Genomic DNA, 24,117 nt, shown 5'->3' on the forward strand with positions numbered 1-24,117 from the left:
CATAATCCAGTAGATTGCCTCGGAGTTTCTCCTTTTTTATTCTTGAATTACCTAAAAAATAAGTCAAGAATTGAATTTATTTTCTGCTTTATTAAGAAAAAATATATATATTTCAATGGGTAGCGCGCTAGATGTGATGCTCGTTTCCGCTCCAATCTCCTGATTTGTTTTCGTCAATCTGTGGTCACTCGCGCAGCGTTTTGCCGCAGCTGATCTAAATAGTCAGCCCATTGTTGAGCCGCTTCCCGGCGTTGGACCAGCAGTTGCGCGCGCGCATACACAGCCCCGAGCGCGCCTGGCATCCGGTGGGATAACGACAGCTCGAGCACTATTGGATCTATACCTAAGTGCTCATGGGCTATGGTCCGGTAGGTTGCGCGAAAGCCGTGGGATGTGATGTCGTACTCCGGCCAGATACGCTGAAAGGACTTAAGCATGGAGGTCGGGTTTATGGGACGTCCCGGATAGACCGGGGAGACGAACACCCAGCCTTTGCCTGCTGCGTCCACCACGCGGGTTTTATGTAGCTCGCGTAACAGAACCAAGGCTTGCTCAGGCAACGGCACGATGTGTTTGCTCTTGTCTAGATGCTTGGTCTTGCTCACCACATAACGCCAATCGCCGCCCACCAAGTCGACATCTTCCCAGCGCATCTGCACCAGTTCGCCTGGGCGGACCGGCAACATGACCAGCAGGCGCATTGCGGCGGCAACGCTGCCGTCGTTGCAGTCATCCAGACGCAGAAGAAATCTGCCTAGATCGGCTGGCCTTTCGATCGCTGGGTTGCTGGTCACGACATGGCGGATCTTCAACTCTTCAATGTTGCTAAGCGCCACATTGCGTTCCACCCATCCGCGCCCCTCGGCAAAGCCCAGGACTGCACGGATGATGGTACGCACGCGCCGGGCCATGGCCATGGTGCGCTGGCGGCGCAACTCCGTAATGATTGTAGTGATGTGCTCCAGCTTGATCTCGCTGACCGGTTTGTTACCAATCGTGGGCAAGATGTGGTTGTTCAACGCACCGTTAAATCCTGAGATGGACTTGGTCACCAGTTCGGCAGACTTGAACGCTAACCATTGCTTGGCTACGTATTCGAAGGTGCGGACCTCGTTGAGCAGGTGTGCTTCGATCTTGGCGGTCTTGGCCTTGAGCGGTGCGGTGTGGTTAGCCACGTCGCGGCGCGCGCCGCGGGCAATGTCGCGCGCCTCCTTGAGGCCAATCTCGGGGTAAGCGCCGATGGAGAAGCGGTTTTCCTTCCCATGCAGCCGATACTTCAATCGCCAAACCTTGGAAGGGGATTTGCCGACCTTGCTCGACGCCCTCACCTCCAAATAGAGGCCAGGGACTTCGCCATCAGCGTGTTTGCCGGGTTCGGTCAGCGAGCGGATCAAGGCATCACTGAGTTTTCGTTTGAAAACAACCGCATTATCTGGGGGCATCGGTGGGGGCATCCTTTTTAAGGAACCGAAATTTGCCCCCAATTATGCCCCCATGAGTCGTGGAATCCATTGGATTTAGACAGACGGCTATGGACTTAAAAATCCAATAACTTGTTGTTATTAAATGGTTTTATAGAATTTAGTGGAATTCCGTTACAGGCTATCGGGGTCCCCAAAAAACATCTGAATCCGCGACCGCAACCAACGCTCACCCGGATCGTTATCCTGCGACCCGCGCCAAGCCATGTGCAGTTCAAACGTACGGGTCGGCAACGGCGGATCTTCTGCTCGAACACCACCGGCCGCCGTGAGTGCATCGGCGGTGTAGTCCGGCACGGTTGCGACGATGTCGGTGCCCGCCAGCAACGTGCTCAAGCCGTTGAACTGCGGCACGGCGAGTACCACATGGCGTTTGCGGCCGAGTTTTTCCAGTTCTTCGTCGATAAAGCCACTGAGGTCACCAGCGAACGACACCAGCGCATGCGGGCGTGCGCAGTAATCATCAAGGCTAAGTGGCCCGGGTACGGTGTCGGCACGTAACAACTTGGGCTGACTACGGCGCAAGACCTTGCGTTTGGCGTTAGCCGGCAAGTCTGTGGTGTAGCTGACACCGATGGAGATTTCGCCTGATGCCAGCAAACCCGGCATCAGGATGTAGTTGACCCGACGCACCACCAGTACGATCCCCGGCGACTCGGCGCGCAGGCGTTTTAGCAGCATGGGCAGCAGAGCGAATTCGACGTCATCGGACAAACCGATGCGAAACACCGAGGTGCTGGTCGCCGGGTCGAACTCCGCTGCGCGGCTGACCGCGGTCGAAATAGAGTCGAGCGCGGGCGAGAGCAGGGCGAAGATTTCCACCGCGCGGGCGGACGGTTCCATGCTCCGGCCGGTGCGCACGAACAGTGGGTCATCGAACAGGCTGCGCAGGCGCGAAAGCGCCGCGCTGATCGCCGGTTGCCCGAGAAACAGTTTTTCCGCCGCCCGGGTCACACTGCGTTCGTGCATCAATGTTTCGAATACGATCAACAGGTTCAGGTCGACACGACGCAGGTCATTACGATTCATCTGGAGTCCTGGCAGAGTCATCAAGCTTGACGAGAGCGGCCATATGAGAACAATGGCCGGCATGAATCTTACGGGGAAAGGCTGTTACTCTGCACCCGTAAATTCAGTTTTACTCAGACGGTGGCAGCCGTTTTTCATGGATTTCACCCATGCCACCCATGCTGCGGAATCAATGACAGGCATGTCGACTATTAATAGCCACTGATAGTCTTGGGTTAAAAGCCCAGATAGAGTTCAGGGCATTAGAGGTTACTTTGACGAGGTTTGCGATGTCCCGCACGATCCGTTTTCACAAGTTTGGTCCGGCCGAGGTGCTCAAATGCGAAGAGCATGCGGCCGCTCAGCCAGGTCCTGGCGAAGTGCAGGTGCGTGTCGAGGCAATCGGCATCAGTTGGTACGACACGCTCTGGCGTCAAAACCTGGCCTCGTCCCAGGCACGCCTGCCATCAGGCCTTGGCCATGAGATGGCCGGTGTGGTCACGGCGGTCGGTGCCGATATCGAAGACCTGTCCGTTGGTGACAAGGTCGCCAGTTTCCCGGCCGAAAGCCCGAATGACTACCCCGTCTACGGCGAGTCGATTGTGCTGCCGCGTACCGCGCTGACCCGTTATCCGGATGTGCTCAGCCCAATCGAAGCGAGCGTGCATTACACACCGCTGCTGATCGCTTATTTTGCTTACGCCGATCTGGCGCGGGTCAAACCGGGACAGTTTGCTCTGGTGACCGACGCCAGCCATTGCGCCGGCCCTTCGTTTGTCCAGTTGGGCAAGGCGATGGGCGTGCGGGTGATTGCCGCGACCAAGAAGGCGCAAGAGCGCGAATACCTGATGTCCCTTGGCGCGGAAAAGGTCATTGTCACCGAAGAGGAAGATCTGTTGATGCGAATCAACAAGATCACCGACAACCGTGGTGTCGACGTCGTCTTCGATGGCCTTGGCGGTCCGCAGATGTCGCTGCTTGGCGATGTCCTTGCACCGCGTGGCAGCCTTGTATTGTATGGTCTGCAAGGCGGTAACCAGACGCCATTTCCAGCGTGTGCGGCGTTCCAGAAAAATATTCAGTTCTTCGTGCATTGCATCGGCAACTTCACCGGCAAACCGGAACTGGGCATCACCCAGGATCACGTCGCCCTGCAACGAGCCTTGCGTGACATCAACCAGTTGACCGCTGACCGCGTGCTGGTGCCGCTCAAGACCCGTGTATTCCCGTTCAACGAGTTCGTCGAAGCGCATCGCTATATGGACGAATGCCCCTGCCGCGAACGGGTCGCTCTTCAAGTCGAACCGGCGTAAAGCCTGGCCCTGGAGTCCGTGGCCCCACGGACTCCTTTGCGTTTATCCCCCCTCTGCAGAACAACAGACTTCCTTGGCGCTGCCTGCGGACAGTTCAGCAACTGAACTGGTTTTTGCTCCCGATCTGTATCTTCTAATCGAACTATAAGCCCTGATAATTGAAGGATTACTTTCATCTCAAGGAATGAGCCATGGCTGTGCATTCAATTTGTCCTGCATTACATAAAACGGCTAGCGCTGTTGAACGCGCCGACTCCTGTTTAATTGTTGTAGGCCTATTCGGAAACTACTTCTCTATTTTTTGTACTCACTTGTCGTGGGACGTTGTGGGAAGTTTCCTAGGAATATTCAACATAGAAAAAAACCAAACAAATACAGGGGCTTGAAGCTGTCCTCCGGTGATTGGCGGGCTTTTAGCAGCTCAAGTGTTTCAAATAACTACGAATTTGTAAGTGTTAGCATTTGAGCGTCTATTACTTACTTGATGAATTGTCGTGCGGCTGATATTTCCGTCGTTATGGCATGAAACTTTTGATACCGGGTAAATACCGATGAGCACGATCCATGACCAGGCTATGAATTATGTCTACCAGCAGGTATTGCAGCGTTTGCTGAGCTTCTTTTCCCGTGCAGAGCGCACGGCGTTGCAGTTATTGATACAGCGACTGGCCGTGGCCGCTGGCGGCATGGAGAACATTGGCCATTTCAAGGTGCTGGTGAACCAGACCGGCTCGCGCGACAGTTGTTACACGCTTGCATTGCTGCGGGCTGCGCAGTTGAGTATCGCAGGGCGTGCACCCGCGACCTTCCAGTTGCGGGTGGCGACTTTGCGCTGGAATGGCAATAGCCAGACGGCATTGCAAAACATGCATCGCAGCTACAGCGCACTGTTTCTGTACGATGACCCACGAGTCGAGTTGTTGATGGTGGATCATCGTCAGGTCTTGCCGTTTGATCATCAGGCACCTATCTGTGACGAAGGGCGTGAGGCTAACCGTATCAACTTGCTGCTGCTCGGTCACCGCAGGACCTTCAGTGAAACGCTGGAGTTTTGGGATGACGCTTATCTGGCCACCGCCGAGTACTACGGTCAGGTCGCCCGCTGGAACAATGGTGTCGATGCGATGATCGGTAGCGAATCCCCGCGCCGTCAGAAGCAATTTCTCGATGGGTTGAACCGTGCGGTGCAGAAAGCGGCAATCGCCGGATCGCTAGCCAGTTCCGCGGGCTTCGAAACGCTTTTTCCGCTGCTTGACGGACTCGGTGGCGACTACTATCGCGAGTTCTATACGGACGAGGAGCGGGTCGCGTGGCGTCCTGAAGGTCAATTTGAAACCTGTCGACGCACCAGTTTCATCGGCATCAATGACATGATCGTCGGCAAGCTTGAAGAGCGCTGGCCCTTGCTGAGTGACTTTCTTGGATTTCAGGCCGATGACCTGGCGCTGTATCAAGGTGATGATGAGTACGCCGATCCCCTGGTGGCAGCGCATTTGTGTGGCCTTCAGGCGCGACTCATCGAGGGGCGAACCTACGAGGCGGGTATCAGCGATTACCTGCAAAGCTGCCTGGCAACGATGCGCGCAAAACAGTTACCCGAACCGGTGTGCGAACAGCTGCTTTCCAGCTTTGGCAATCTGCAGGAGCCTGGCCAGTTGCGCTTGCAGGCGGAGTGCTGCCTGCAAACCCGTTTTGATCTGAGCGAAATCCAGCTGACGTGTCTTTTGTTCGCGCCATTCATTGATAGCGGTTGCGGGCTTGAACGGTTCCTGCGCAATTGCCATCCCGGGATGTTGGTTGCGTTGCCGGATCTGCACCGGGCGATGCAGGGCCTGCATGCACCCGAGCAGGTCCTGAAGTGGATGACCGATGTCAGCGGTTTGTCGGTCGGACTGATTGTTCGTCTTTACGCCATGAGTCCGATTCAGATGCCTTCCCCCGGCGAAGTCGCCGAGCAAAACGCGAGCCTGGACGGGGTAGATTCCGGGTCGGCAGTCGATCGGTCGGCGGAAGGCTGATCGTGATCCATTTGCCAAAAGGTGAATCAGAGCCCATGAAGGCGAGCTCGTGAAAGCAACGCGGGAAAACGACTTCGTTTATCAGGCGGTTTATCGTTATCTGACGCAACTGATCGATGACGCGGGGAGTGGTTCGGCAGCGCGCTTGCCCTCACTGCGCCAACTGGCTGATCGGCTGAATGTCTCTATCTCGACCGTCCAGTACGCCTATTCGCTACTGGAAAAGGAGGGGCGAGTCTATTCGATAGCCAAATCCGGTTATTACGCGCAAGCATTGCCCGCCATGGATTTGCCCGGTAGCGGCAGGGATATGCTGGAAACTGTTTACGTCAACACCAAGCGCCCGGGAATGCGCGTGTTGAGCGACGACGATCCGGCATCACTGCAATCGCTGGACAGCCCGTTGTTGATGCTCGAACGTGAACTGCTACGCCAGTATCCACGCCAGCCGCAATGGTTGGTGCAACCCAGCGGTGAACTGGAATTGCGCACGGTCCTGGCCGCACGATACACCTCGTCAACGGTTAACTGCTGGCATGCGGATGACGTCTATATCGGTGCCGATCTTCGTGGTGTGCTGGAGATACTCATTTCGGTACTTGAGTTGCGCGGGGCCACCGTGGTGGTCGAATCGCCCTGTGATTGGGTGATCTTGCGTCTCCTGGAGGCCGCCGACGTGCGCGTCATCGAGTTGCCACTGCTGGACGGGGGAGTGATTGATCCACAACGACTGGAGTCGTTGCTCAAGAAAGAGTCGGTGCGGCTGATCCTTTTGTCTTCGGTATTGAGCATGCCTCAGGGGAGCCTGCTGTCTCAGGCCAATCGGCAGACCGTTGCGCATCTGCTGGGGTGCCATGGCACCTGGGTTCTGGAAAACGACTGCTACAGCGAGTTTGACGAGCGGATAGACTCCCGGCGCCTGCGGGACTGGCTGGATCCCGATCGCTTGCTGGTGTTTTCCTCGTTCGAAAAATTCATCGGTGCAGAGGCACCGTTCGGTTTTGTCCTTTCGCATCATTGGCGCCGTGAATTGCAACGCCATTTCCTGCTGCGTGCGTTCCGATTGTCACCCATTCGCCAAAAGGCCATCGCCAGACTGTTGGGGGGTGGCCGGATGGATCAGCACCTGGCCGTATTGCGGCGGATGCTAAAGGAACGCCGTACGCAATTGATCCAGCTATTGCGCGAGCGCCTGGGCGACGCGCTGCAGATTGCAGAACCGCAGGGTGGGGCGACTGTGTGGGTCCGTTCGTTACGGCCGGTCGATATGGGTAACGTGTTTCAGCGTCTGCTCAAGCAACAGATCATTATTGCGCCGGGGGAGCTGTTCAGTCTGCAGGGGTTGCATGCGCACCATCTGCGTTTGAGCCCGCTGGGTCTTGGCGATCACGAACTGGTCAGCGTTGTCGGGCTATTGGGCGACGCATTGCGTCTGGCGCCCGACGATTAACGTTAAAAAACATCGCAAGTGTGCCGGATAGATCCCATCGCGCTGCGGTCAAACTGCCAGTAAACTGCGCTCTATTTCTGAACCACTCTATTCCAGAGGTTTTGCATGACTCTCAGTCCTTTTGCGGGCAAACCGGCACCGGCAGAATTGTTGGTCGATATCCCGCGACTGGTGACGGCTTATTACACCGGCCAGCCTGACGCTTCCATTTCAACGCAACGCGTGGCGTTCGGCACCTCTGGTCACCGGGGCAGTTCCTTCGATTTGAGTTTCAACGAATGGCATGTTCTGGCCATCAGTCAGGCGATCTGCCTTTACCGCGAGGCTCAAGGGATTACCGGTCCGCTGTTTGTCGGTATCGATACTCATGCACTGTCGACCCCGGCCGGGGCCAGCGCGCTGGAAGTACTGGCGGCCAATGGTGTGACAGTAATGATCGCCGAAGGTGATGAATACACGCCGACGCCTGCCATCTCCCACGCCATTCTCTGCTACAACCGTGGCCGCACCTCGGGCCTGGCCGACGGCATCGTCATTACGCCGTCGCACAACCCGCCACAAAGCGGTGGCTACAAATACAACCCAACCAACGGCGGCCCGGCCGACACCCACATCACCAAGTGGATCGAAGCCAAGGCTAACGAACTGCTGGTCAATAAACTGGCTGGCGTTAAACGGATCAGCTACGAGCAGGCGCTCAAGGCCAGCACCACTCACCGTCACGACTACGTAAACAGCTACGTGGCCGATCTGATCAACGTGATCGATTTCGATGCGATTCGTGATGCCAGGCTGCATCTGGGCGTCGATCCGTTGGGCGGAGCAGGGGTGCGCTACTGGTCGGCCATCGCCGAGCACTATCGTCTGGACCTGGAGGTGGTGAACAAGGAAGTCGATCCGACGTTCCGTTTCATGACCGTTGACTGGGACGGCCAGATTCGCATGGACCCATCGTCCAGCTACGCGATGCAGGGATTGATTGGCCTCAAAGATCGTTTCGACGTGGCGTTTGCCTGCGACCCTGATCACGATCGCCATGGCATCGTGACGCCATCTGGTGGTTTGCTCGCGCCGAACAATTATCTGGCGGTGTCCATCGATTACCTGTTCCAGAACCGTGCGCACTGGCGTGCCGATGCCGCCGTGGGTAAAACCGTGGTCAGCAGTGGTCTGATCGATCGCGTCGCCAAGCGCCTGGGTCGACGTCTGTACGAAGTGCCGGTCGGTTTCAAATGGTTCGCTGAGGGGCTGTTCGATGGTTCGTTGGGTTTTGGTGGCGAGGAGAGCGCCGGCGCATCGTTCCTGCGCAAGGACGGTGGCGTTTGGAGCACCGACAAGGACGGCCTGATCCCGGCATTGCTTGCCGCGGAAATGACTGCTCGCAACGGTCGCGATCCAGGTCAGGCTTACAACGCGCTAACCGCCGAACTGGGTGAACCGTTCTCTGTGCGCGTTGACGCCAAGGCCAATCCCGAACAGAAAGCCCTGCTGAGCAAGCTGTCGCCTGCGCAGGTCACTTCGACCGAGTTGGCCGGCGAGAAGATCCAGAGCATCCTCAGTCACGCGCCGGGCAACGATCAGGCCATTGGCGGTCTGAAAGTCATGACCGAAAACGGCTGGTTCGCAGCACGTCCGTCGGGCACTGAAGATATCTACAAAATCTACGCCGAAAGCTTCATTGGCGATGATCACTTAAAGCAGTTGGTGGCCGAAGCGCAGACCTTGGTCGATGGTGCCATTTCCAGCCAGTAGGGCTCGATAAACGCGAAGCCTAAAAAAGGGGCAGCCGTCATGGCTGCCCCTTTTTTGTTTGTTGAATCAAGCAATCAAGCCAAATCCACCAATACGATTTCACTGTCTTCGATCGCCGTAACCGTCAGCACCTGCTCCTGTGCAATCGCTACACCGTCTCGAGCTTGTGCACGCAAGCCGTTGACTTCAATCACGCCGGTGGCCGGAACCAGATAAGCCCGGCGCCCTTCATCAAGGTGATACTCGGCGGTTTCACCGGCCTTGATATTGGCGGCGACCAAGCGAGCATCGGCGCGAATTCGCAGGCTCTGGTCGTCACCGTCCTTGCCGCTTGCCAAGGTCACGAAGCCTTCGCGATGCCCTTTCGGGAACGGTTTCGCACCCCACGACGGCACAGCGCCGGTTTCGGTCGGCAGAATCCAGATCTGGAAGATTTTGGTGTCCTTGGCTTCCAGGTTGTACTCACTGTGCGCGATGCCGGTGCCGGCGCTCATCACTTGCACATCGCCCGCTTCGGTGCGGCCCTTGTTGCCCAGATTGTCCTGGTGGGTAATCGCACCTTCACGCACATAGGTGATGATTTCCATGTCGCGGTGGGGGTGTTGCGGGAACCCGGTGCCGGCGGCAATCACGTCGTCGTTCCAGACCCGCAAATTGCCCCAGTTCATGCGCTGTGGATCGTAGTATTCGGCGAACGAAAAATGGTGATGGGCATCCAGCCAGCCATGATGGGCGCCGCCCAGCGAGCTGAAAGGTCTGAGTTCAAGCATGATCGTCTCCTCAAAAAAGGTTCGTCACGGGGCGCTGTGTCCGCACCCGGCACAAGACCGGTGGTTTATGACGGCGATCATCTATCAGGAAGGTATCGATAAAAAGCGTAAAAAATGCGGCATCAGCATCGAATAACTTGATGAAAGACCACGTCGAAACTGTCTCCCGCCACTTTCAATTCATCACCTAAACCAATGAGCTGTAAGCATTTCGCTAGAACTCAACAGCAAATACAGACACCATAGCCGCCAACCGCCTTACCCACTGGAGCCCTTCGCGTGGCGCAACACACCCCCGATCTTCCTCCCGAACTTCGTCCATTGGCCGAGATGCCCTGGTTCAAGCGTCTTGCTGCGCGTTTCTTCGGCCATGGCTTGACCCGTCTGCGCGCCCAGCATCGGGCATCGTGGTTGCACGGCCAGGCTGACGGTTTTCGCAGTGGTCACACCGCAGGCGTCGAGTACGGCTATAAAGAGGGCAAGCTCGATGGGCTGGAGGAAGGTCGGCAGGTCTTGCTGATTCGCGACAGTCGCAGCACCGAGCATCGCCCGCCGGGTGTCGATAATCACTTGTTCGATGACTGGCGCCTGCCGTTGACGGCCGAGCTGAAGAAACGCATGAAGGCTGACGTCGCGTGTCTGCTGCCAGCACATGCCCAGCCGAGTGCTGCGCAGTGGAAGATGATTTTCAGCGATACGCCTTCGACTTCCGTGGTTGCCGGTGCCGGCGCGGGCAAGTCGACCACGCTGGTGTTGCGTATTGTGTTGCTGACGCATTACCTGGGTTTTGAGCTCGATTCGATGACCGTGGTGACGTTCACCCGCGAGTCGCGCAAAGACTTCATCAATAAACTGATCGAGTTGTTTGCGCTCTGGGGTCAGGCTTTGGGCCTGAAGCAGGCACGAGAGTTGGTGCGAACCTTTCATTCGCGAATCCTGCCGATGGTGCGCAGCCTGCCGGGTTTCGAGCGTTTGCAGGCATTTGAGAACCTTAGTCATCGGGCTCCGGGCGCTGACGAGGAGGTCGACAGCAATCCGTTCGACCTGCGCATCAACGACGCCCAGCGCCAACAACTCAATGCCTGCTACCACCGCTTGGTCACTCAGGACGAGCGATTCCGTCAGCTAATCCAGCCGATGGCCAAGGCAGGCATGCAGCTCAAGGAGCTGGAGCGCGATCACCCGGATGTACAAAAACGCATGGCCGTCACCGAACTGGCGGCCAAGCGGGATGAAGAACTCTGTGATGCCATTGAAGATTTGTGGTTTCGCGCTGGCGCCTGGCCTATCCAAGGGGTCGAACCGAATCGCCAGACCTTCGAAATCAACGGTTCGACATTCCATTGCCATGGCTATATCCCCAGCCTTGATGCCTGGGTGGTTCTGGGTTTTGACCCACGGGAAGATGCGCAGCTCAGCCGGCCAAACGCTAAGCTTTCCATACGCGCAGAGTGGGCGGTAAAACGCACCCTGTTTCAAGCATTCTGTCGTAAGCCATTGATATGCCTAGATACTTACGAGTCATCAAGGCGTGTTCTCGCCACTTTGGCTGGTGATGCCAGCGCCGGCCCGGGCTTCGATTACAAGGTCAAAGGCGAACTGGCCTCGGCGCCACTGCTCGACTGCTTCGTGTCGGCAGCAGGCTTCATCGAGAACCTGGGTCTGGATGTGCCAGACGCTGTCGCTCGCATGAGTTTTGCCAAGGATGATCCGGACCGGTTTTTCTTCGAGGCGCTAAGCCTGTTCTGGCGGGCATTCGAAGACCATCTGCTCGATCAAAAGCCACCGATCATGACCTACAACCGTATGTTTGCGCTGTTCAGCGAGCACTCGCCGGAAAACCTCAAACTACTCAGCGATGAGTTACTGCGGCCGATGTCGCACCTGATGATCGATGAATTTCAGGACGTTTCGCCGCAGATCGTTTCGTGGATTCGCGCCAGCCTCGGCGAAATCCGCAGTCGGGGGCCGGCCATGCATGTCGGACGCGGTGCGCAGCGGTCGTCGCTGCTGTGTGTGGGCGATGATTGGCAGTCGATCTACGGCTGGCGCGGCAGTTCGCCGAGTTATTTCATGGCGTTCAACCAGGAGTTCCCGTCGCCGAGCACCACCCGGGTCATGCTCAGTGACAACTATCGCAGTCATCAACACATTATCGATGCGGCTGAACACATCGTTCGTGCCGCCCCGGCAATTCCCGGCAAGAAGGCCAAGGCCAGCGGTGAGCCCAAGGCACTGCAGCCGGTCAACGTGCTGGAACGCGACGATCAGGCCTTGGGGCAGCGCCTCGCCGAACACTATCGTCAGGGGCATTCGATCTTGATGCTTTATCGAAAAAGTAGCGATAAGTCATTGATTGAAGAGCATATTTGCTCAGTAGTTAATATTGATTCGAGCTTGCCGTACGAAGCGCGGCGCTTGAAACAACTGACGTATCACAGCGCCAAAGGCTTGCAGGCCGATGCGGTGTTTTTGCTCGGTGACTGTCAGCACTTGACCAGTTCGCCCTACAAGAATCAGGTCTACCGCATGGCTGGATTGGGCAAAAGCGGCGACAACGAGCCTTACGACAGCGCGCAGAAAGATGAAATCCTGCGCCTGGCGTACGTCGGTATCACCCGAGCGGTGAGTCATTGCTACTGGTATGTCGAACCGCAGGAAGCGCAAGCAGTGAACATGCCCCGGGCGTCCGACCGGATCGCCAAGGGCAAGCCGTTCTTCGTTGATCACCGTGCGGCAAGGCAAAGCGCCTGAAAGCATCACCCACAAAAAAGCCCGTAACAATACGGGCTTTTTTTGTTTTAAATCATAAGTTTATGCGTAATTCCTAAAAGACTCTGGAGGAATGAAAGCTTCCAGCTCATCCTCCACAGCCTCGATAATTCGCTCGACATCCGCCGCATTCATCACCGTGGCACAAGGAATGCCGGCGATGGCGATCATGGTTTCGCCGCTGGCACGATCAAACAGACGGGCGATCATGCTGCCCGGCGCATCCATCGTTGCCTCGAAACCCATGGGATGAAAATGCCAGCGCATCAGCTGGCATGCATTGGGGAACGTGACTTTGCTTGAACTTGTATTCATGTGTTGCCCGCCTTCTTCATCGAGCGCTTCCTTTTGCTCATGTGAGGTGGGAAGAGCCTTCATTGGCTCAACCGGTGATTGACATTAAAAGTAGCATCCTGATGTGAAACTACTGTGAGATTTTTCAGTTCATTTTGCGATTGCTTCGCATTTTTTGATGTAAGTCACGGCCTACGTAATCGTCGCCAAAATGCCACTATGGATTAATCATTGATGCGCGTGGCGATCTTGGGCAAGCTCGAATCTTTTTCGCCGAGCCTAATATGCACGCCGACGATGACGGCCCCGAACAGACCCAGGCCACAGCCGCGACGGTCATGCGTTACCACTTGAGCTGGAGACACCGCGATCTGGACAGTGTCATGGCGCTGTACCACCCAGAGATCCAATACAACGATTTCTTCCAGAACCGTGCGCTCAGCCTCGATGACTTGCGTGAGTACGTGCGCGTGAGCATGCCGCGAGAATCCGACGAAACCCTTGAGCATTGCGACCGCATCCGCGTCGATGGCAACACGGCGTTCATTCAATACGAAGTGACCCTGCGCGGCGGTGACGGCCTGGTGTCGTTCCGCTCCAGCGAAGCCATCACGGTCAAGGACGGGCTGATCTGGCGCGTCAACGAATACGCTTCACTTGTGCGTGCGCAGGCCAGCAACAAGGCTGCGCCGAATCAGCGGCCAGCGGTCAGTCGGCTGGGCCTTTCGCCGCGACAGCTGAGTTTTATGGCCGAAGACCTGCAGCAATACTTCGAGCGTCAGCAGCCATACCTTGATCCACAACTCGACTTGCAGCGTGTGGCGAAGGAGTGTGGGTACAGCCGCAATCAGATTTCCTATTTGCTCAATCAAGTCCTTGGTCAAAGCTTCTATCGATACGTCAACCAGGCGCGGCTGCAGCATTTGCTCAGATCTCTGGACGATGCGGCCCCACCTCTGCGCATTGACGAAATGGCGTTCGCTGCCGGATTCAATTCAATATCGGCGTTTTATAGCTGTTTCCGCCAGCACACCGGTCAGTCACCCAAGGCTTACGCCAAACAAATTTCTTTGCGGGCACGCGCGCAAGACTTCGGCTGAGCAAGCGCACTAGGATCGACGCCATCGAAGGTTTTCAGTGGCGGAGTCTTGCATGCCGGCGTGGCGCACTATCAGTTTGTGGATGGATCAACTCGATGAGCCGCTGACCGCGCGGCCGGAGCTGACACAGGACCTTGATGTCGACGTGGCGATCATCGGCGCCGGTTACACGGGGCTGTGGACGGCGTACTACCTGAAGAAACACGCACCCGACCTCGACATTGCAATCGTCGAGGCGCAAACCGCCGGTTTTGGAGCGTCTGGCCGTAATGGTGGCTGGCTGATGGGTAATTTGCTGGGTGAGGAGCGCTTGCTCGCCGGGCTGTCACCGCAGCAGCGTCGCGCTTCGTATGATCTGCTGCACGCCATCCCCGACGAGGTCGAAGTTGTCATCGAACGTGAGGGCATTGACTGCGATTATCGTAAGGGCGGTGTGTTGTATTGCGCTGCACGTTATCCAGAGCAGGAAGCGTCTCTGCGTGAATACCTGGCCAAGCTGCACGCACAAGGCCTGACCGACGACGATTACCGCTGGCTCAGCCCCGAGCAACTGGCGCAACAGATCCGTGTCGCCAAGCCTTATGGCGGCATTTACGCCCCCCACGTAGCGACCCTGCACCCGGCGAAACTGGTTCGGGGGCTGGCGCGTACCGTGGAAAACATGGGTGTGAAGATCTTCGAAAACAGCCCGGTCACACATTGGCAGTCGGGCAGCTTGCGCACCGCCAAGGCGAGCGTACGCAGTCGCTGGATCGTGCCGGCGGTTGAAGGTTATTCGGTGACATTGCCGCCCTTGGGTCGCTATCAGTTGCCGGTGCAAAGCCTGATTGTCGCCACCGAGCCGCTGTCCGCTGCCACTTGGGACGAAATCGGCCTCAATCGCGGCCAGGCCTTCAGCGAGTTCAGCCGCCAAGTCACCTACGGCCAGCGCAGCGCCGATAACCGCTTGGTTTTCGGCGCCCGCGGCGGCTATCAGTTTGCCGGCAAGCTGCGCCACAACTTTGACCTGACCCGCGATGAAGTTGAACTGCGCCGTTATCTGTTCGGCGAAATGTTCCCACAACTGAAAAACGTGCAGATCACCCACGCGTGGGGCGGCAATCTCGGCATGTCCCGGCAATTCAAACCGCACATGCTCTGCGATCGGGCCAACGGTATCGCGCTGTCCGGCGGCTATGGCGGGGAGGGCGTCGGTGCCAGCCACCTCGGTGGTCGCACCCTGGCGGATCTGATTCTGGAGCGTGACAGCGAACTGGTTAACCAGCCGTGGGTGTTGCCCGATGGCGGGATTCACGCGCTGCGCGCCTGGGAGCCAGAGCCGTGCCGCTGGCTGGGCTACAACGCGATCATCAAGAGTTTCGTCCACGAAGACCAAACCCTGGCCAACCCGGCGACGGCGCCCTGGCGGCGCAAACTTGCCAGCCAAGTGGCGGGCTTCATGGAAGGTTTCATGCACTAAACGTTGTTTATTCACAAGACAGGTAACGCCATGAGCATCACCCAGTTCAAAAACACCGCCTCGCTGAAACTTGAAGAATCCAGCCCGGTGGCCGTGCCCCTCGGCGAGCCGATCGCCATCGCTTCGACCACCAGCATCGAGCGCGACGATGGCGTTGAAACCGGCGTCTGGGAATGTACACCCGGCCGTTGGCGCCGGCAGATCACCGCTCAGGAGTTCTGCCATTTCATCTCCGGCCGCTGCACGTTCACCCCGGACGACGGTGGCGAAACCCTGCACATACAAGGTGGCGACGCACTGATGTTGCCGGCCAACACGCTCGGTATCTGGGATATCCAGGAAACCGTGCGCAAGAGCTACGTGCTGATTTTCTGATTGTTTGATCCTTTGATTGCCTGCCAACAACAATAGCCTCTACAGGAATCGACTCATGATCCAGAAAACCCTCGCCTTGGCGCCGCTGTTGCTGGCTGCCTCCATCAGTCATGCCGCCGAAACGGTCAAGGTTTACAACTGGTCCGATTACATCGCGCCGGCCACCACCAGGAATTTCGAGAAAGAGACAGGCGTTGGCGTCACCTATGACGTCTACGACAGCAACGAAACCCTCGACGGCAAGTTGATGACCGGACAATCGGGGTACGACGTGGTGTTTCCTTCCAACCACTTCATGGCCCGGCAAATTCAGGGCGGCGCGCTAAAGAAGCTCGACAAGAGCCAGTTGCCAAACTGGAAGAACCTCAACCCGGTGCTGCTCAAAGCCTTGCAGACCAACGACCCGGGTAACGAGCACGGCTTCCCGTATCTGTGGGGCAGCACCGGCATCGGCTATAACGTTGCCAAGGTCAAAGCGGTGTTGGGCGACAATGCGCCCGTGGATTCCTGGGACCTGATCTTCAAACCGCAGTACATGGAAAAGCTGCAAAAGTGCGGCGTGGCGATACTCGACAACGGCCCGGAGCTGCTGCCGGCGGCGCTCAATTACCTGGGCCTGCCCCCCCACAGCAAGAACCCCGAGGATTACAAGAAGGCCGAAGCTTTGTTAATGAAGGTTCGGCCCTACATCAGCTACTTTCATTCCTCCAAGTACACCAGCGATTTGGCTAACGGCAACATTTGCGTAGCGGTTGGCTTCTCCGGCGACATTCTGCAAGCACAAAACCGTGCCAAGGAAGCGAAGAACGGCATCGATATCGGTTATGCGATTCCCAGGGAAGGCGCCGCCATCTGGTTCGACATGGTCGCCATGCCGGTCGATGCGCCCGACGAGAAGGCCGGTTACGCGTTCATGAATTACCTGCTGCGTCCGGACGTGATGGCCGGCATCAGTAATTACGTGCACTACGCCAACGGCAACGAGCAGGCCGACAGCCTGATCGATCCGGCGATCAAGAACGACACCAAGGTCTATCCGAGTCCGCAGATGATGGGGAAATTGTTTGCGCTTGAGGCTATGCCGCTGAACATCGACCGGATTCGTACGCGGGTGTGGAACAAGATCCGTACCGGTAGCTGATCCCGCAACAACCGTGGGGGCGGATTTGCTCGTGAAGGCGTCGTGTCAGGCAATGCGCTGGCTAACTGCCCATCGCTTTGGCGAGCAAACCCACTGCCACCTTTGTTTTCATTGTCTGTTTATTGATTGATAGCCATACACTGGCATCGCACTAATAAAGTGCATGAAAATGCGACGTGCCTAACAAAACGCAACTTACCTTTATTTAATATTTAAATAGAAAATCGTCAGGCAATTAGGCTAAACCCAGCCGTTTAGAACATTCTTTTATCGCCGTGCGCATTGTTTACGGGAGTTTTCCGGAACAGTTCAGTTTGATCTCAAAAAAAGGCTTTACGTTAGATTTCAAATTGTGTCAGGTTTCTTACGCCTTCATTGGGCGAGTGATAGGACGATCTCGCCAGAGATTGTCGCTATCGGACAAAAACTGTTCCATTGCTAAACAAGGAAGTGTGTTTATGTCGAAAGTTAAAGCTAATGCTATTGATACCGCCGAACAGGCTTTCCAGTTGTTCGCAGCGCCACAACCGCTGGCCGCAGCCAGTTCGGCGTATAACCAGATCAATAGCTTCAGCCATCAATATGATCGTGGCGGCAACCTCACGGTCAATGGCAAACCCTCCTTCTCCGTCGATCAGGCCGCCACTCAGTTGCTGCGCGACGGCGCTGCCTACCAGGACAAGGATGGCAGCGGCAAGATCGAACTCACCTACACGTTCCTGACATCGGCATCGTCCAGCACGATGTACAAGCACGGGATCAGCGGGTTCAGCAAGTTCAGTGCTCAACAGCAAACCCAGGCCAAGCTCGCCATGCAATCCTGGGCCGATGTGGCCAATGTCACCTTCACCGAGAAAGCCTCGGGCGGCGATGGCCACATGACCTTCGGTAACTACAGCGGGGGCCAGGATGGCGCTGCGGCGTTCGCTTATCTGCCAGGCACCGGCGCCGGTTATGACGGCACGTCGTGGTACCTGATCAACAGTGGCTACACGCAAAACAAGACGCCGGATCTGAACAACTACGGGCGCCAGACCCTGACGCACGAAATCGGCCATACCCTGGGCCTGGCTCACCCTGGCGACTACAACGCCGGCAATGGCAACCCGACCTACAATGACGCGACCTACGGGCAAGACACCCGCGGCTACAGCGTCATGAGTTACTGGAGCGAGAGCAATACCAGCCAGAACTTCAGCAAGGGCGGGGTGGAAGCCTATTCCTCCGGGCCGTTGATGGACGATATCGCTGCGATCCAGAAGCTCTATGGCGCCAACATGAATACCCGTACCGGTGACACCACCTACGGCTTCAACTCCAACTCCGGTCGCGATTTCCTCAGCGCTTCGTCGTCGAGCGACAAGCTGGTGTTCTCGGTATGGGATGCGGGCGGCAAGGACACCTTCGACTTCTCGGGTTTCACCCAGAACCAGAAAATCAACCTCAATGAGGCTTCGTTCTCCGACGTTGGCGGCCTGGTGGGCAACGTGTCCATCGCCAAAGGTGTCACCATCGAGAACGCCATCGGCGGTTCGGGCAATGACCTGCTGATCGGTAACAGTGCGGCCAACGAGCTCAAGGGCGGTGCCGGCAACGACATCCTCTACGGGGCCGGTGGCGCCGACAAGCTGTGGGGCGGTGCAGGTTCGGACACCTTTGTGTTTGCGGCCAGCTCCGATTCCAGGCCGGGTGCAATTGATCAGATCCTCGATTTCGTCAGTGGTCTGGACAAAATCGACCTGACCGGCATCACCGGTGGCTCGGGCCTGCACTTCGTCAACTACTTCACCGGCTCGGCGGGTGATGCAGTGCTGACGTCGTCGGGTGGCAACAGCCTGTTGTCGGTGGACTTCTCCGGGCACGGCGTGGCGGACTTCCAGGTCAGCACCGTTGGCCAGGCAGCGATCAGCGACATCGTGGCCTGACGTGAACCAAGAGGGCGGCGCTTGAGGCGCCGCTTTCTTCGCTTGCATCGTCTAGGCTGGTACGCAAGGCTACACGCCGGAGTGAAGTTTCCTATGACTCGAAAGGTTTTTACCTACATAACGGTGGCGTGGCTGGTGGCGACGCTGATGATGATTTCAGGAGAAACAAGCATGGCAAGCAGCCTCAGACTCGAAGATCCCTCGCAATTGGCCGGCCAATGGCAGGCGACCCTGACCGCTCGCAATGACGCCCCGGACGCGCAAAAACTTCAGGACAAACCATCGAATACTTGTGTCATCGACCTGCAATCGAATCAGACCGTTGGCAACGGTGCCGACTGTTTGGCTGCCTGGATAGAAGACACGCCCATGGGCTGGTTCCCCGAGCCGGACGGTATCTCGATTACCGGCAAGGAAGGCTCAAGAATCGTGTTTTTCAGCCGACAACGTGAAGGGCTCTATTCAAGTCATTTGAAGTCGGGGCTGATCATCACTTTTGAACGCGTAGTGCAATAAGCGTCGAGACGGCCAGTTGGATATAAGGTGATGCTTAATCGTTATAGGTCAGCCGACGTGAAAGCCGAAGTTGTTATTGAATTGTAATGGGCACTTGCAAGTTGTCTTGCGCCGGCGAACAGAAGACTAATTCAAACCTCGCCAAAGTTCGGTGAGATCAAACATTTCAGGAATAATCAATGAAGATGGCGAAGGCCCCAGCCACCGCGCCCTTATTCAAGGCCTTGGGCGACTACAAAAGTATTCTGATCAGTGTCGGTTGCTTTACCGCGCTGATTAACGTGCTGATGCTGGTGCCCTCTATCTATATGCTCCAGGTCTATGACCGGGTGCTGTCGTCGCAGAATGAAACCACCCTGGCGATGCTGTCGCTGATGGTTGTTGGTTTCTTCGCCTTTATCGGCCTGCTGGAAGTGGTGCGCAGCTTCATCGTGATCCGCATTGGCAGCCAACTGGAGCGCCGATTCAATTTGCGGGTTTATCAGGCGGCGTTCGAACGCAACCTGTTCAAGGGCGAGGGCAACGCAGGCCAATCGCTGGGCGACTTGACCCACATTCGCCAATTCGTTACCGGGCCTGCGCTGTTCGCGTTTTTCGACGCGCCGTGGTTCCCGGTGTATCTGTTCGTGATTTACCTGTTCAACGTCTGGCTCGGTGTGCTCGCCACAGCGGGTGCGTTGTTGCTGATCGCTTTGGCGTGCCTCAACGAATACATGACCAAAAAGCCGTTGGGCGACGCCGCCGGTTTTTCGCAAAAATCCAGCCAGCTAGCCACCAGCCACCTGCACAACGCCGAAACCATTCAGGCGATGGGCATGCTCGGTTCACTGCGCAAGCGCTGGTTCCGGGTGCATTCGCGCTTCCTCGGCTTGCAGAATCAGGCCAGCGACACCGGCGCGGTGATCAGCTCGCTGAGTAAAACCCTGCGCCTGTGCCTGCAATCGTTGGTGCTGGGCCTTGGTGCATTGCTGGTGATCAAGGGCGACATGACCGCCGGGATGATGATTGCCGGCTCGATTCTGATGGGCCGCGTGCTGAGCCCGATCGACCAGTTGATCGCCGTGTGGAAACAATGGAGCGGGGCGAAGCTGGCTTACCGTCGCCTCGATGCATTGCTGCAAGCCTTCCCGCCGAGCGATGACGCGATGGCCCTGCCGGCACCGAAAGGCCAGATTACCTTCGAGCAAGTCAGCGCCGGCCCGCCGGGGCAACGCACTGCGACCTTGCACATGGTCAATTTCAATCTGGAGGCCGGCGAAGTGCTCGGCGTGCTGGGGGCTTCCGGCTCCGGCAAGTCGACGCTGGCCCGTCTGCTGGTCGGTGTCTGGCCGACTCTGGGGGGCACCGTGCGCCTGGATGGCGCGGATATTCATCGCTGGAATCGCGACCAACTCGGCCCGTACATCGGCTATCTGCCGCAAGACATCGAGCTGTTCAGCGGCAGCATCGCCGAGAATATTGCGCGTTTCAGTGACGCTGATCCGCAGAAAGTCGTGGCCGCCGCGCAACAGGCCGGCGTCCACGAAATGATCCTGCGTCTGCCACAAGGCTACGACACGCAACTGGGTGAGGACGGCAGCGGCTTGTCCGGCGGTCAGAAGCAGCGAGTGGCATTGGCGCGCGCCCTCTATGGCACGCCAAGCCTGGTGGTGCTGGATGAACCCAACTCCAACCTCGACACCGTCGGCGAAGCGGCATTGGCCAGTGCCATTGCACAACTCAAGGCGCAAGGCACGACGGTGGTGCTGGTGACGCATCGTTCTTCGGTGCTGGCCCAGGCTGACAAGTTGCTGGTGCTCAACGAAGGCCGTCTGCAAGCCTTCGGCCCTAGCCAGGACGTGCTCAAGGCGCTGTCTGGTGCGGCCAATGAACAACAACGCGAGAAACCTGCGCAAGCACCGGGCGGGCTCAGTATGAGTCGGCAGTACCAGCCTTCGACAAGGAATTCGGGTGTATGAGCAGTGCCAGCATGAACACAGAAAACGAAGCGAACATGGAACACGCCTACATCACCGAGCGCCCGGAGCGCGATGCGAAATTCTTCGCGCGCATGGGCTGGATTCTGGCGATTGTCGGTGCTGGCAGTTTTTTTACGTGGGCCGCATTGGCGCCGCTTGATCAAGGCATTCCGGTGCAGGGCACTGTGGTGGTCTCAGGCAAACGCAAAGCGGTGCAGTCGATGAGCAGCGGTGTGGTCAGCCGCATTCTGGTGCGCGAAGGCGAGAGCGTGAAGCAAGGCCAGCCGCTGTTTCGTCTCGATCAGACGCAAGTGGCGGCTGACGTGCAATCGCTGCAAGCCCAGTACCGCATGGCGTGGGCGAGCCTGGCGCGCTGGCAGGCCGAGCGCGACAACCTCAAGCAAGTGATATTCCCGGCTGAACTGAGCAACGACCCGGACCCGCGCCTGGCGTTGGTGCTGGAGGGGCAGCGCCAACTGTTCAGCAGCCGTCGCGAAGCGTTTTCCCGCGAGCAAGCCGGATTGCGCGCCAGCATTGAAGGGGCGACCTCGCAACTGGCCGGCATGCGCCGTGCACGCACCGATCTGAATGCACAGGCCAATTCCCTGCAACAACAACTCAGTAACCTGCAGCCGCTCGCGGACAACGGTTACATCCCGCGCAACCGCTTGATGGAGTACCAGCGCCAACTGTCGCAAGTGCAGCAGCAACTGGCGGAAAACGCCGGCGAAAGCGGTCGTGTGGAGCAGGGCATACTCGAATCGCGCCTCAAGCTGCAACAGCACAGCGAGGAGTATCAGAAGGAAGTCCGCACGCAACTGGCCGACGCGCAACTCAAAAGCGTGACCCTGTCCGAGCAACTGATCTCCGCCGGTTTCGACTTGCAACACAGCGAAATTCTTGCAACCGCCGATGGCGTGGCGGTCAATCTTGGCGTGCACACCGAAGGCGCTGTGGTACGTCAGGGTGAAACGCTGCTGGAGATCGTCCCGCAAGGCACGACGCTGGAGGTGGAAGGGCATTTGCCGATCAACCTGATCGACAAGGTCGGCCCTCATTTGCCGGTGGACATCCTGTTTACCGCGTTCAACCAGAGTAAAACCCCGCGGGTGCCGGGTGAGGTCAGCCTGATTTCCGCCGACCAGATGGTCGATGAGAAAACCGGTGTGCCGTATTACGTGCTGCGCAGCAGTGTCAGCGATCAGGCCATGGAAAAACTCAACGGTCTGGTGATCAAGCCTGGCATGCCGGCAGAAATGTTCGTGCGCACGGGCGAGCGCTCACTTCTCAACTATCTGTTCAAACCGCTGCTCGACCGGGCCGGCTCCGCGTTGACCGAGGAATAAGGATGTTCGGCTGTATGAATAAGCTTTCCATACTGACGGCCGCGTTCGCGCTGCTGGCGGGCAACAGTGCACTGGCGGCCATGGGGCCATTCGAGATTTACGAGCAGGCGCTGCGCAATGATCCAGTGTTCCTGGGGGCGATCAAGGAGCGCGACGCTGGCCTTGAGAACCGCGCCATTGGTCGCGCCGGGCTGTTGCCCAAAATCGGTTACAACTACAACAAGGGCCACAATACCTCGAAGGTCACGCAACTCAATGAGCGCGGCAACTACACCGAGAACCGCAATTACAACAGTTACGGCTCGAGCCTGACGCTGCAACAACCGTTGCTGGATTACGAAGCGTATGCGGCCTATCGCAAAGGTGTTGCGCAGTCGCTGTTTGCCGACGCGAATTTTCGCGGCAGGAGCCAGGAACTGCTGGTGCGGGTGTTGGATAACTACACCAAAGCCTTGTTTGCTCAGGATCAGATTGACATTGCCCAGGCCAAGAAGAAGGCCTATGAGCAGCAATTCCAGCAAAACGAGCACATGTTCAAGCAGGGCGAGGGCACGCGCACCGACATTCTGGAAGCCGAGTCGCGCTTTGAACTGGCGACCGCCGAGGAAATCGAGGCGCACAACGAGCAGGACGCCGCGTTGCGTGAGTTGGGGGCGCTGGTCGGTGTGCCAGCCGTGGACATCAGCGATCTGGCGCCACTGGATCAGAGTTTCCAGACCTTTGCGCTGCAACCTGCCAATTACGACACGTGGCACGAACTGGCAATCAGCAACAATCCGAACCTGGCCTCGCAACGTCAGGCAGTCGAAGTGGCGCGCTATGAAGTGGAACGTAATCGCGCCGGGCATCTGCCCAAGGTCAGCGCGTACGCGACGGTGCGCCAGAACGAATCGGAAAGCGGCAACACGTACAACCAGCGCTATGACACCAACACCATTGGTTTTGAAGTGAGCGTGCCTTTGTACGCGGGTGGTGGCGTGTCGGCCTCGACACGTCAGGCCAGCCGTACCATGGAGCAGGCCGAATACGAACTCGATGGCAAGACTCGCGAAACGCTGATCGAACTGCGTCGCCAATTCAACGCCTGCCTGTCAGGGGTGAATAAATTGCGTGCTTATCAAAAGGCGCTGACCTCGGCCGAAGCGCTGGTGTTGTCGACCAAGCAGAGCATTCTCGGCGGTGAACGGACCAATCTGGATGCGTTGAACGCTGAGCAACAACTGTTTACCACCCGCCGCGATCTGGCGCAGGCGCGGTACGACTATTTGATGGCCTGGACCAAATTGCACTACTACGCCGGCACCTTGAGCGAGCAGGATCTGGCTCGGGTGGATGAGGCGTTTGTTGTTGCTCATCAGCCCTGACCGTCAGGGACAGCGCTGAGTGAGGGCCTCAAGCAACACCGCAGAAGAATCTGCATAAAACAATAAAAGTGAGTC

General features: G+C 57.4%; 19 protein-coding genes. 15 read left to right on the plus strand and 4 right to left on the minus strand.

Annotation, left to right across the window (positions count from 1 at the left end; genetic code table 11):
* Positions 1–173: 173 nt before the first annotated feature.
* Complete coding sequence (locus tag AACY50_RS17550; protein WP_339508401.1) at positions 174–1,442, minus strand: tyrosine-type recombinase/integrase; 1,269 nt, start codon at positions 1,440–1,442, stop codon at positions 174–176.
* A gap of 153 nt (positions 1,443–1,595) precedes the next feature.
* Complete coding sequence (locus tag AACY50_RS17555) at positions 1,596–2,510, minus strand: LysR family transcriptional regulator (protein WP_242489501.1); 915 nt, start codon at positions 2,508–2,510, stop codon at positions 1,596–1,598.
* A 269-nt stretch (positions 2,511–2,779) separates the two neighbouring features.
* Between AACY50_RS17555 and AACY50_RS17560 the strand changes: the two genes are divergently transcribed.
* From AACY50_RS17560 to pgm, 4 genes are all read left to right on the plus strand, one after another.
* Positions 2,780–3,802, plus strand: coding sequence for a zinc-dependent alcohol dehydrogenase family protein (locus tag AACY50_RS17560; RefSeq protein WP_339464234.1), 1,023 nt, complete (start codon positions 2,780–2,782; stop codon positions 3,800–3,802).
* Between the two features lie 551 nt (positions 3,803–4,353).
* Entirely contained in the window at positions 4,354–5,820 is a 1,467-nt protein-coding gene (locus tag AACY50_RS17565; protein WP_339464233.1) for a hypothetical protein, read from the plus strand.
* A 49-nt stretch (positions 5,821–5,869) separates the two neighbouring features.
* On the plus strand, positions 5,870–7,270 hold the full coding sequence (locus AACY50_RS17570; protein ID WP_339464232.1) for an aminotransferase-like domain-containing protein: 1,401 nt from the start codon (positions 5,870–5,872) through the stop codon (positions 7,268–7,270).
* 105 nt (positions 7,271–7,375) lie between these two features.
* Positions 7,376–9,022 (plus strand): phosphoglucomutase (alpha-D-glucose-1,6-bisphosphate-dependent), encoded by a 1,647-nt coding sequence (gene pgm / locus AACY50_RS17575; RefSeq protein ID WP_339464231.1) that lies wholly within the window; start codon positions 7,376–7,378, stop codon positions 9,020–9,022.
* Between the two features lie 74 nt (positions 9,023–9,096).
* On the opposite strand, the gene AACY50_RS17580 is transcribed toward pgm, so the two are convergent.
* Positions 9,097–9,792: a pirin family protein gene (locus AACY50_RS17580; RefSeq protein WP_339538911.1), complete on the minus strand. Its 696-nt coding sequence runs from the start codon at positions 9,790–9,792 to the stop codon at positions 9,097–9,099.
* On the opposite strand from AACY50_RS17580, the gene AACY50_RS17585 reads away from it, so the two are divergent.
* Positions 9,791–9,928, plus strand: a complete 138-nt coding sequence (locus AACY50_RS17585; protein WP_339464229.1) for a hypothetical protein — start codon at positions 9,791–9,793, stop codon at positions 9,926–9,928. The two genes, AACY50_RS17580 and AACY50_RS17585, sit on opposite strands and share 2 nt — an antisense overlap.
* A 143-nt stretch (positions 9,929–10,071) precedes the next feature.
* The gene (locus AACY50_RS17590; RefSeq protein ID WP_339538912.1) at positions 10,072–12,546 is read left to right on the plus strand and encodes a UvrD-helicase domain-containing protein; all 2,475 of its coding nucleotides are present in this window, start codon (positions 10,072–10,074) and stop codon (positions 12,544–12,546) included.
* A 60-nt stretch (positions 12,547–12,606) separates the two neighbouring features.
* Here AACY50_RS17590 and AACY50_RS17595 read toward each other — a convergent pair whose 3' ends face one another.
* Positions 12,607–12,879: a DUF1652 domain-containing protein gene (locus AACY50_RS17595; RefSeq protein ID WP_339464310.1), complete on the minus strand. Its 273-nt coding sequence runs from the start codon at positions 12,877–12,879 to the stop codon at positions 12,607–12,609.
* A gap of 263 nt (positions 12,880–13,142) precedes the next feature.
* Here AACY50_RS17595 and AACY50_RS17600 point away from each other — a divergent pair, with 263 nt between their 5' ends.
* From AACY50_RS17600 to AACY50_RS17640, 9 genes are all read left to right on the plus strand, one after another.
* Positions 13,143–13,958: a helix-turn-helix domain-containing protein gene (locus tag AACY50_RS17600; protein WP_339464226.1), complete on the plus strand. Its 816-nt coding sequence runs from the start codon at positions 13,143–13,145 to the stop codon at positions 13,956–13,958.
* Positions 13,959–14,010: 52 nt separating this feature from the next.
* Positions 14,011–15,417, plus strand: a complete 1,407-nt coding sequence (locus AACY50_RS17605; protein WP_339508391.1) for an NAD(P)/FAD-dependent oxidoreductase — start codon at positions 14,011–14,013, stop codon at positions 15,415–15,417.
* A 30-nt stretch (positions 15,418–15,447) separates the two neighbouring features.
* On the plus strand, positions 15,448–15,792 hold the full coding sequence (locus AACY50_RS17610; RefSeq protein WP_339464224.1) for a cupin domain-containing protein: 345 nt from the start codon (positions 15,448–15,450) through the stop codon (positions 15,790–15,792).
* Between the two features lie 55 nt (positions 15,793–15,847).
* Positions 15,848–16,933, plus strand: a complete 1,086-nt coding sequence (locus AACY50_RS17615; protein WP_339538913.1) for a polyamine ABC transporter substrate-binding protein — start codon at positions 15,848–15,850, stop codon at positions 16,931–16,933.
* A 458-nt stretch (positions 16,934–17,391) separates the two neighbouring features.
* Entirely contained in the window at positions 17,392–18,858 is a 1,467-nt protein-coding gene (locus AACY50_RS17620; RefSeq protein ID WP_339494489.1) for a serralysin family metalloprotease, read from the plus strand.
* 93 nt (positions 18,859–18,951) lie between these two features.
* Entirely contained in the window at positions 18,952–19,374 is a 423-nt protein-coding gene (locus AACY50_RS17625) for an AprI/Inh family metalloprotease inhibitor (RefSeq protein ID WP_339538914.1), read from the plus strand.
* Between the two features lie 179 nt (positions 19,375–19,553).
* Positions 19,554–21,332, plus strand: coding sequence for a type I secretion system permease/ATPase (locus AACY50_RS17630; protein ID WP_339538915.1), 1,779 nt, complete (start codon positions 19,554–19,556; stop codon positions 21,330–21,332).
* Positions 21,329–22,678 carry an HlyD family type I secretion periplasmic adaptor subunit gene (locus AACY50_RS17635; RefSeq protein ID WP_339464218.1) on the plus strand — a complete coding sequence of 450 codons (1,350 nt, stop codon included), beginning with the start codon at positions 21,329–21,331 and terminating at the stop codon, positions 22,676–22,678. The genes AACY50_RS17630 and AACY50_RS17635 overlap by 4 nt, the downstream gene beginning before the upstream one ends.
* Before the next feature lie 2 nt (positions 22,679–22,680).
* Complete coding sequence (locus AACY50_RS17640) at positions 22,681–24,042, plus strand: TolC family outer membrane protein (RefSeq protein WP_339538916.1); 1,362 nt, start codon at positions 22,681–22,683, stop codon at positions 24,040–24,042.
* Positions 24,043–24,117 lie beyond the last annotated feature (75 nt).

Origin of the sequence: Pseudomonas sp. RA_15y_Pfl2_54 (assembly GCF_963971015.1) — a bacterium.
In the GTDB taxonomy this organism is placed as follows: Bacteria; Pseudomonadota; Gammaproteobacteria; order Pseudomonadales; family Pseudomonadaceae; genus Aquipseudomonas; species Aquipseudomonas baetica_A.

What these genes read in the sequence shown, in the direction of transcription:
- AACY50_RS17550 (WP_339508401.1), bottom strand. Translation starts at nt 1,442, where the DNA reads ATGCCCCCAGATAATGCGGTTGTTTTCAAACGAAAACTCAGTGATGCC.
- AACY50_RS17555 (WP_242489501.1), bottom strand. Translation starts at nt 2,510, where the DNA reads ATGAATCGTAATGACCTGCGTCGTGTCGACCTGAACCTGTTGATCGTA.
- AACY50_RS17560 (WP_339464234.1), top strand. Translation starts at nt 2,780, where the DNA reads ATGTCCCGCACGATCCGTTTTCACAAGTTTGGTCCGGCCGAGGTGCTC.
- AACY50_RS17565 (WP_339464233.1), top strand. Translation starts at nt 4,354, where the DNA reads ATGAGCACGATCCATGACCAGGCTATGAATTATGTCTACCAGCAGGTA.
- pgm (WP_339464231.1), top strand. Translation starts at nt 7,376, where the DNA reads ATGACTCTCAGTCCTTTTGCGGGCAAACCGGCACCGGCAGAATTGTTG.
- AACY50_RS17585 (WP_339464229.1), top strand. Translation starts at nt 9,791, where the DNA reads ATGATCGTCTCCTCAAAAAAGGTTCGTCACGGGGCGCTGTGTCCGCAC.
- AACY50_RS17580 (WP_339538911.1), bottom strand. Translation starts at nt 9,792, where the DNA reads ATGCTTGAACTCAGACCTTTCAGCTCGCTGGGCGGCGCCCATCATGGC.
- AACY50_RS17595 (WP_339464310.1), bottom strand. Translation starts at nt 12,879, where the DNA reads ATGAATACAAGTTCAAGCAAAGTCACGTTCCCCAATGCATGCCAGCTG.
- AACY50_RS17600 (WP_339464226.1), top strand. Translation starts at nt 13,143, where the DNA reads ATGCACGCCGACGATGACGGCCCCGAACAGACCCAGGCCACAGCCGCG.
- AACY50_RS17605 (WP_339508391.1), top strand. Translation starts at nt 14,011, where the DNA reads ATGCCGGCGTGGCGCACTATCAGTTTGTGGATGGATCAACTCGATGAG.
- AACY50_RS17610 (WP_339464224.1), top strand. Translation starts at nt 15,448, where the DNA reads ATGAGCATCACCCAGTTCAAAAACACCGCCTCGCTGAAACTTGAAGAA.
- AACY50_RS17615 (WP_339538913.1), top strand. Translation starts at nt 15,848, where the DNA reads ATGATCCAGAAAACCCTCGCCTTGGCGCCGCTGTTGCTGGCTGCCTCC.
- AACY50_RS17620 (WP_339494489.1), top strand. Translation starts at nt 17,392, where the DNA reads ATGTCGAAAGTTAAAGCTAATGCTATTGATACCGCCGAACAGGCTTTC.
- AACY50_RS17625 (WP_339538914.1), top strand. Translation starts at nt 18,952, where the DNA reads ATGACTCGAAAGGTTTTTACCTACATAACGGTGGCGTGGCTGGTGGCG.
- AACY50_RS17630 (WP_339538915.1), top strand. Translation starts at nt 19,554, where the DNA reads ATGAAGATGGCGAAGGCCCCAGCCACCGCGCCCTTATTCAAGGCCTTG.
- AACY50_RS17635 (WP_339464218.1), top strand. Translation starts at nt 21,329, where the DNA reads ATGAGCAGTGCCAGCATGAACACAGAAAACGAAGCGAACATGGAACAC.
- AACY50_RS17640 (WP_339538916.1), top strand. Translation starts at nt 22,681, where the DNA reads ATGTTCGGCTGTATGAATAAGCTTTCCATACTGACGGCCGCGTTCGCG.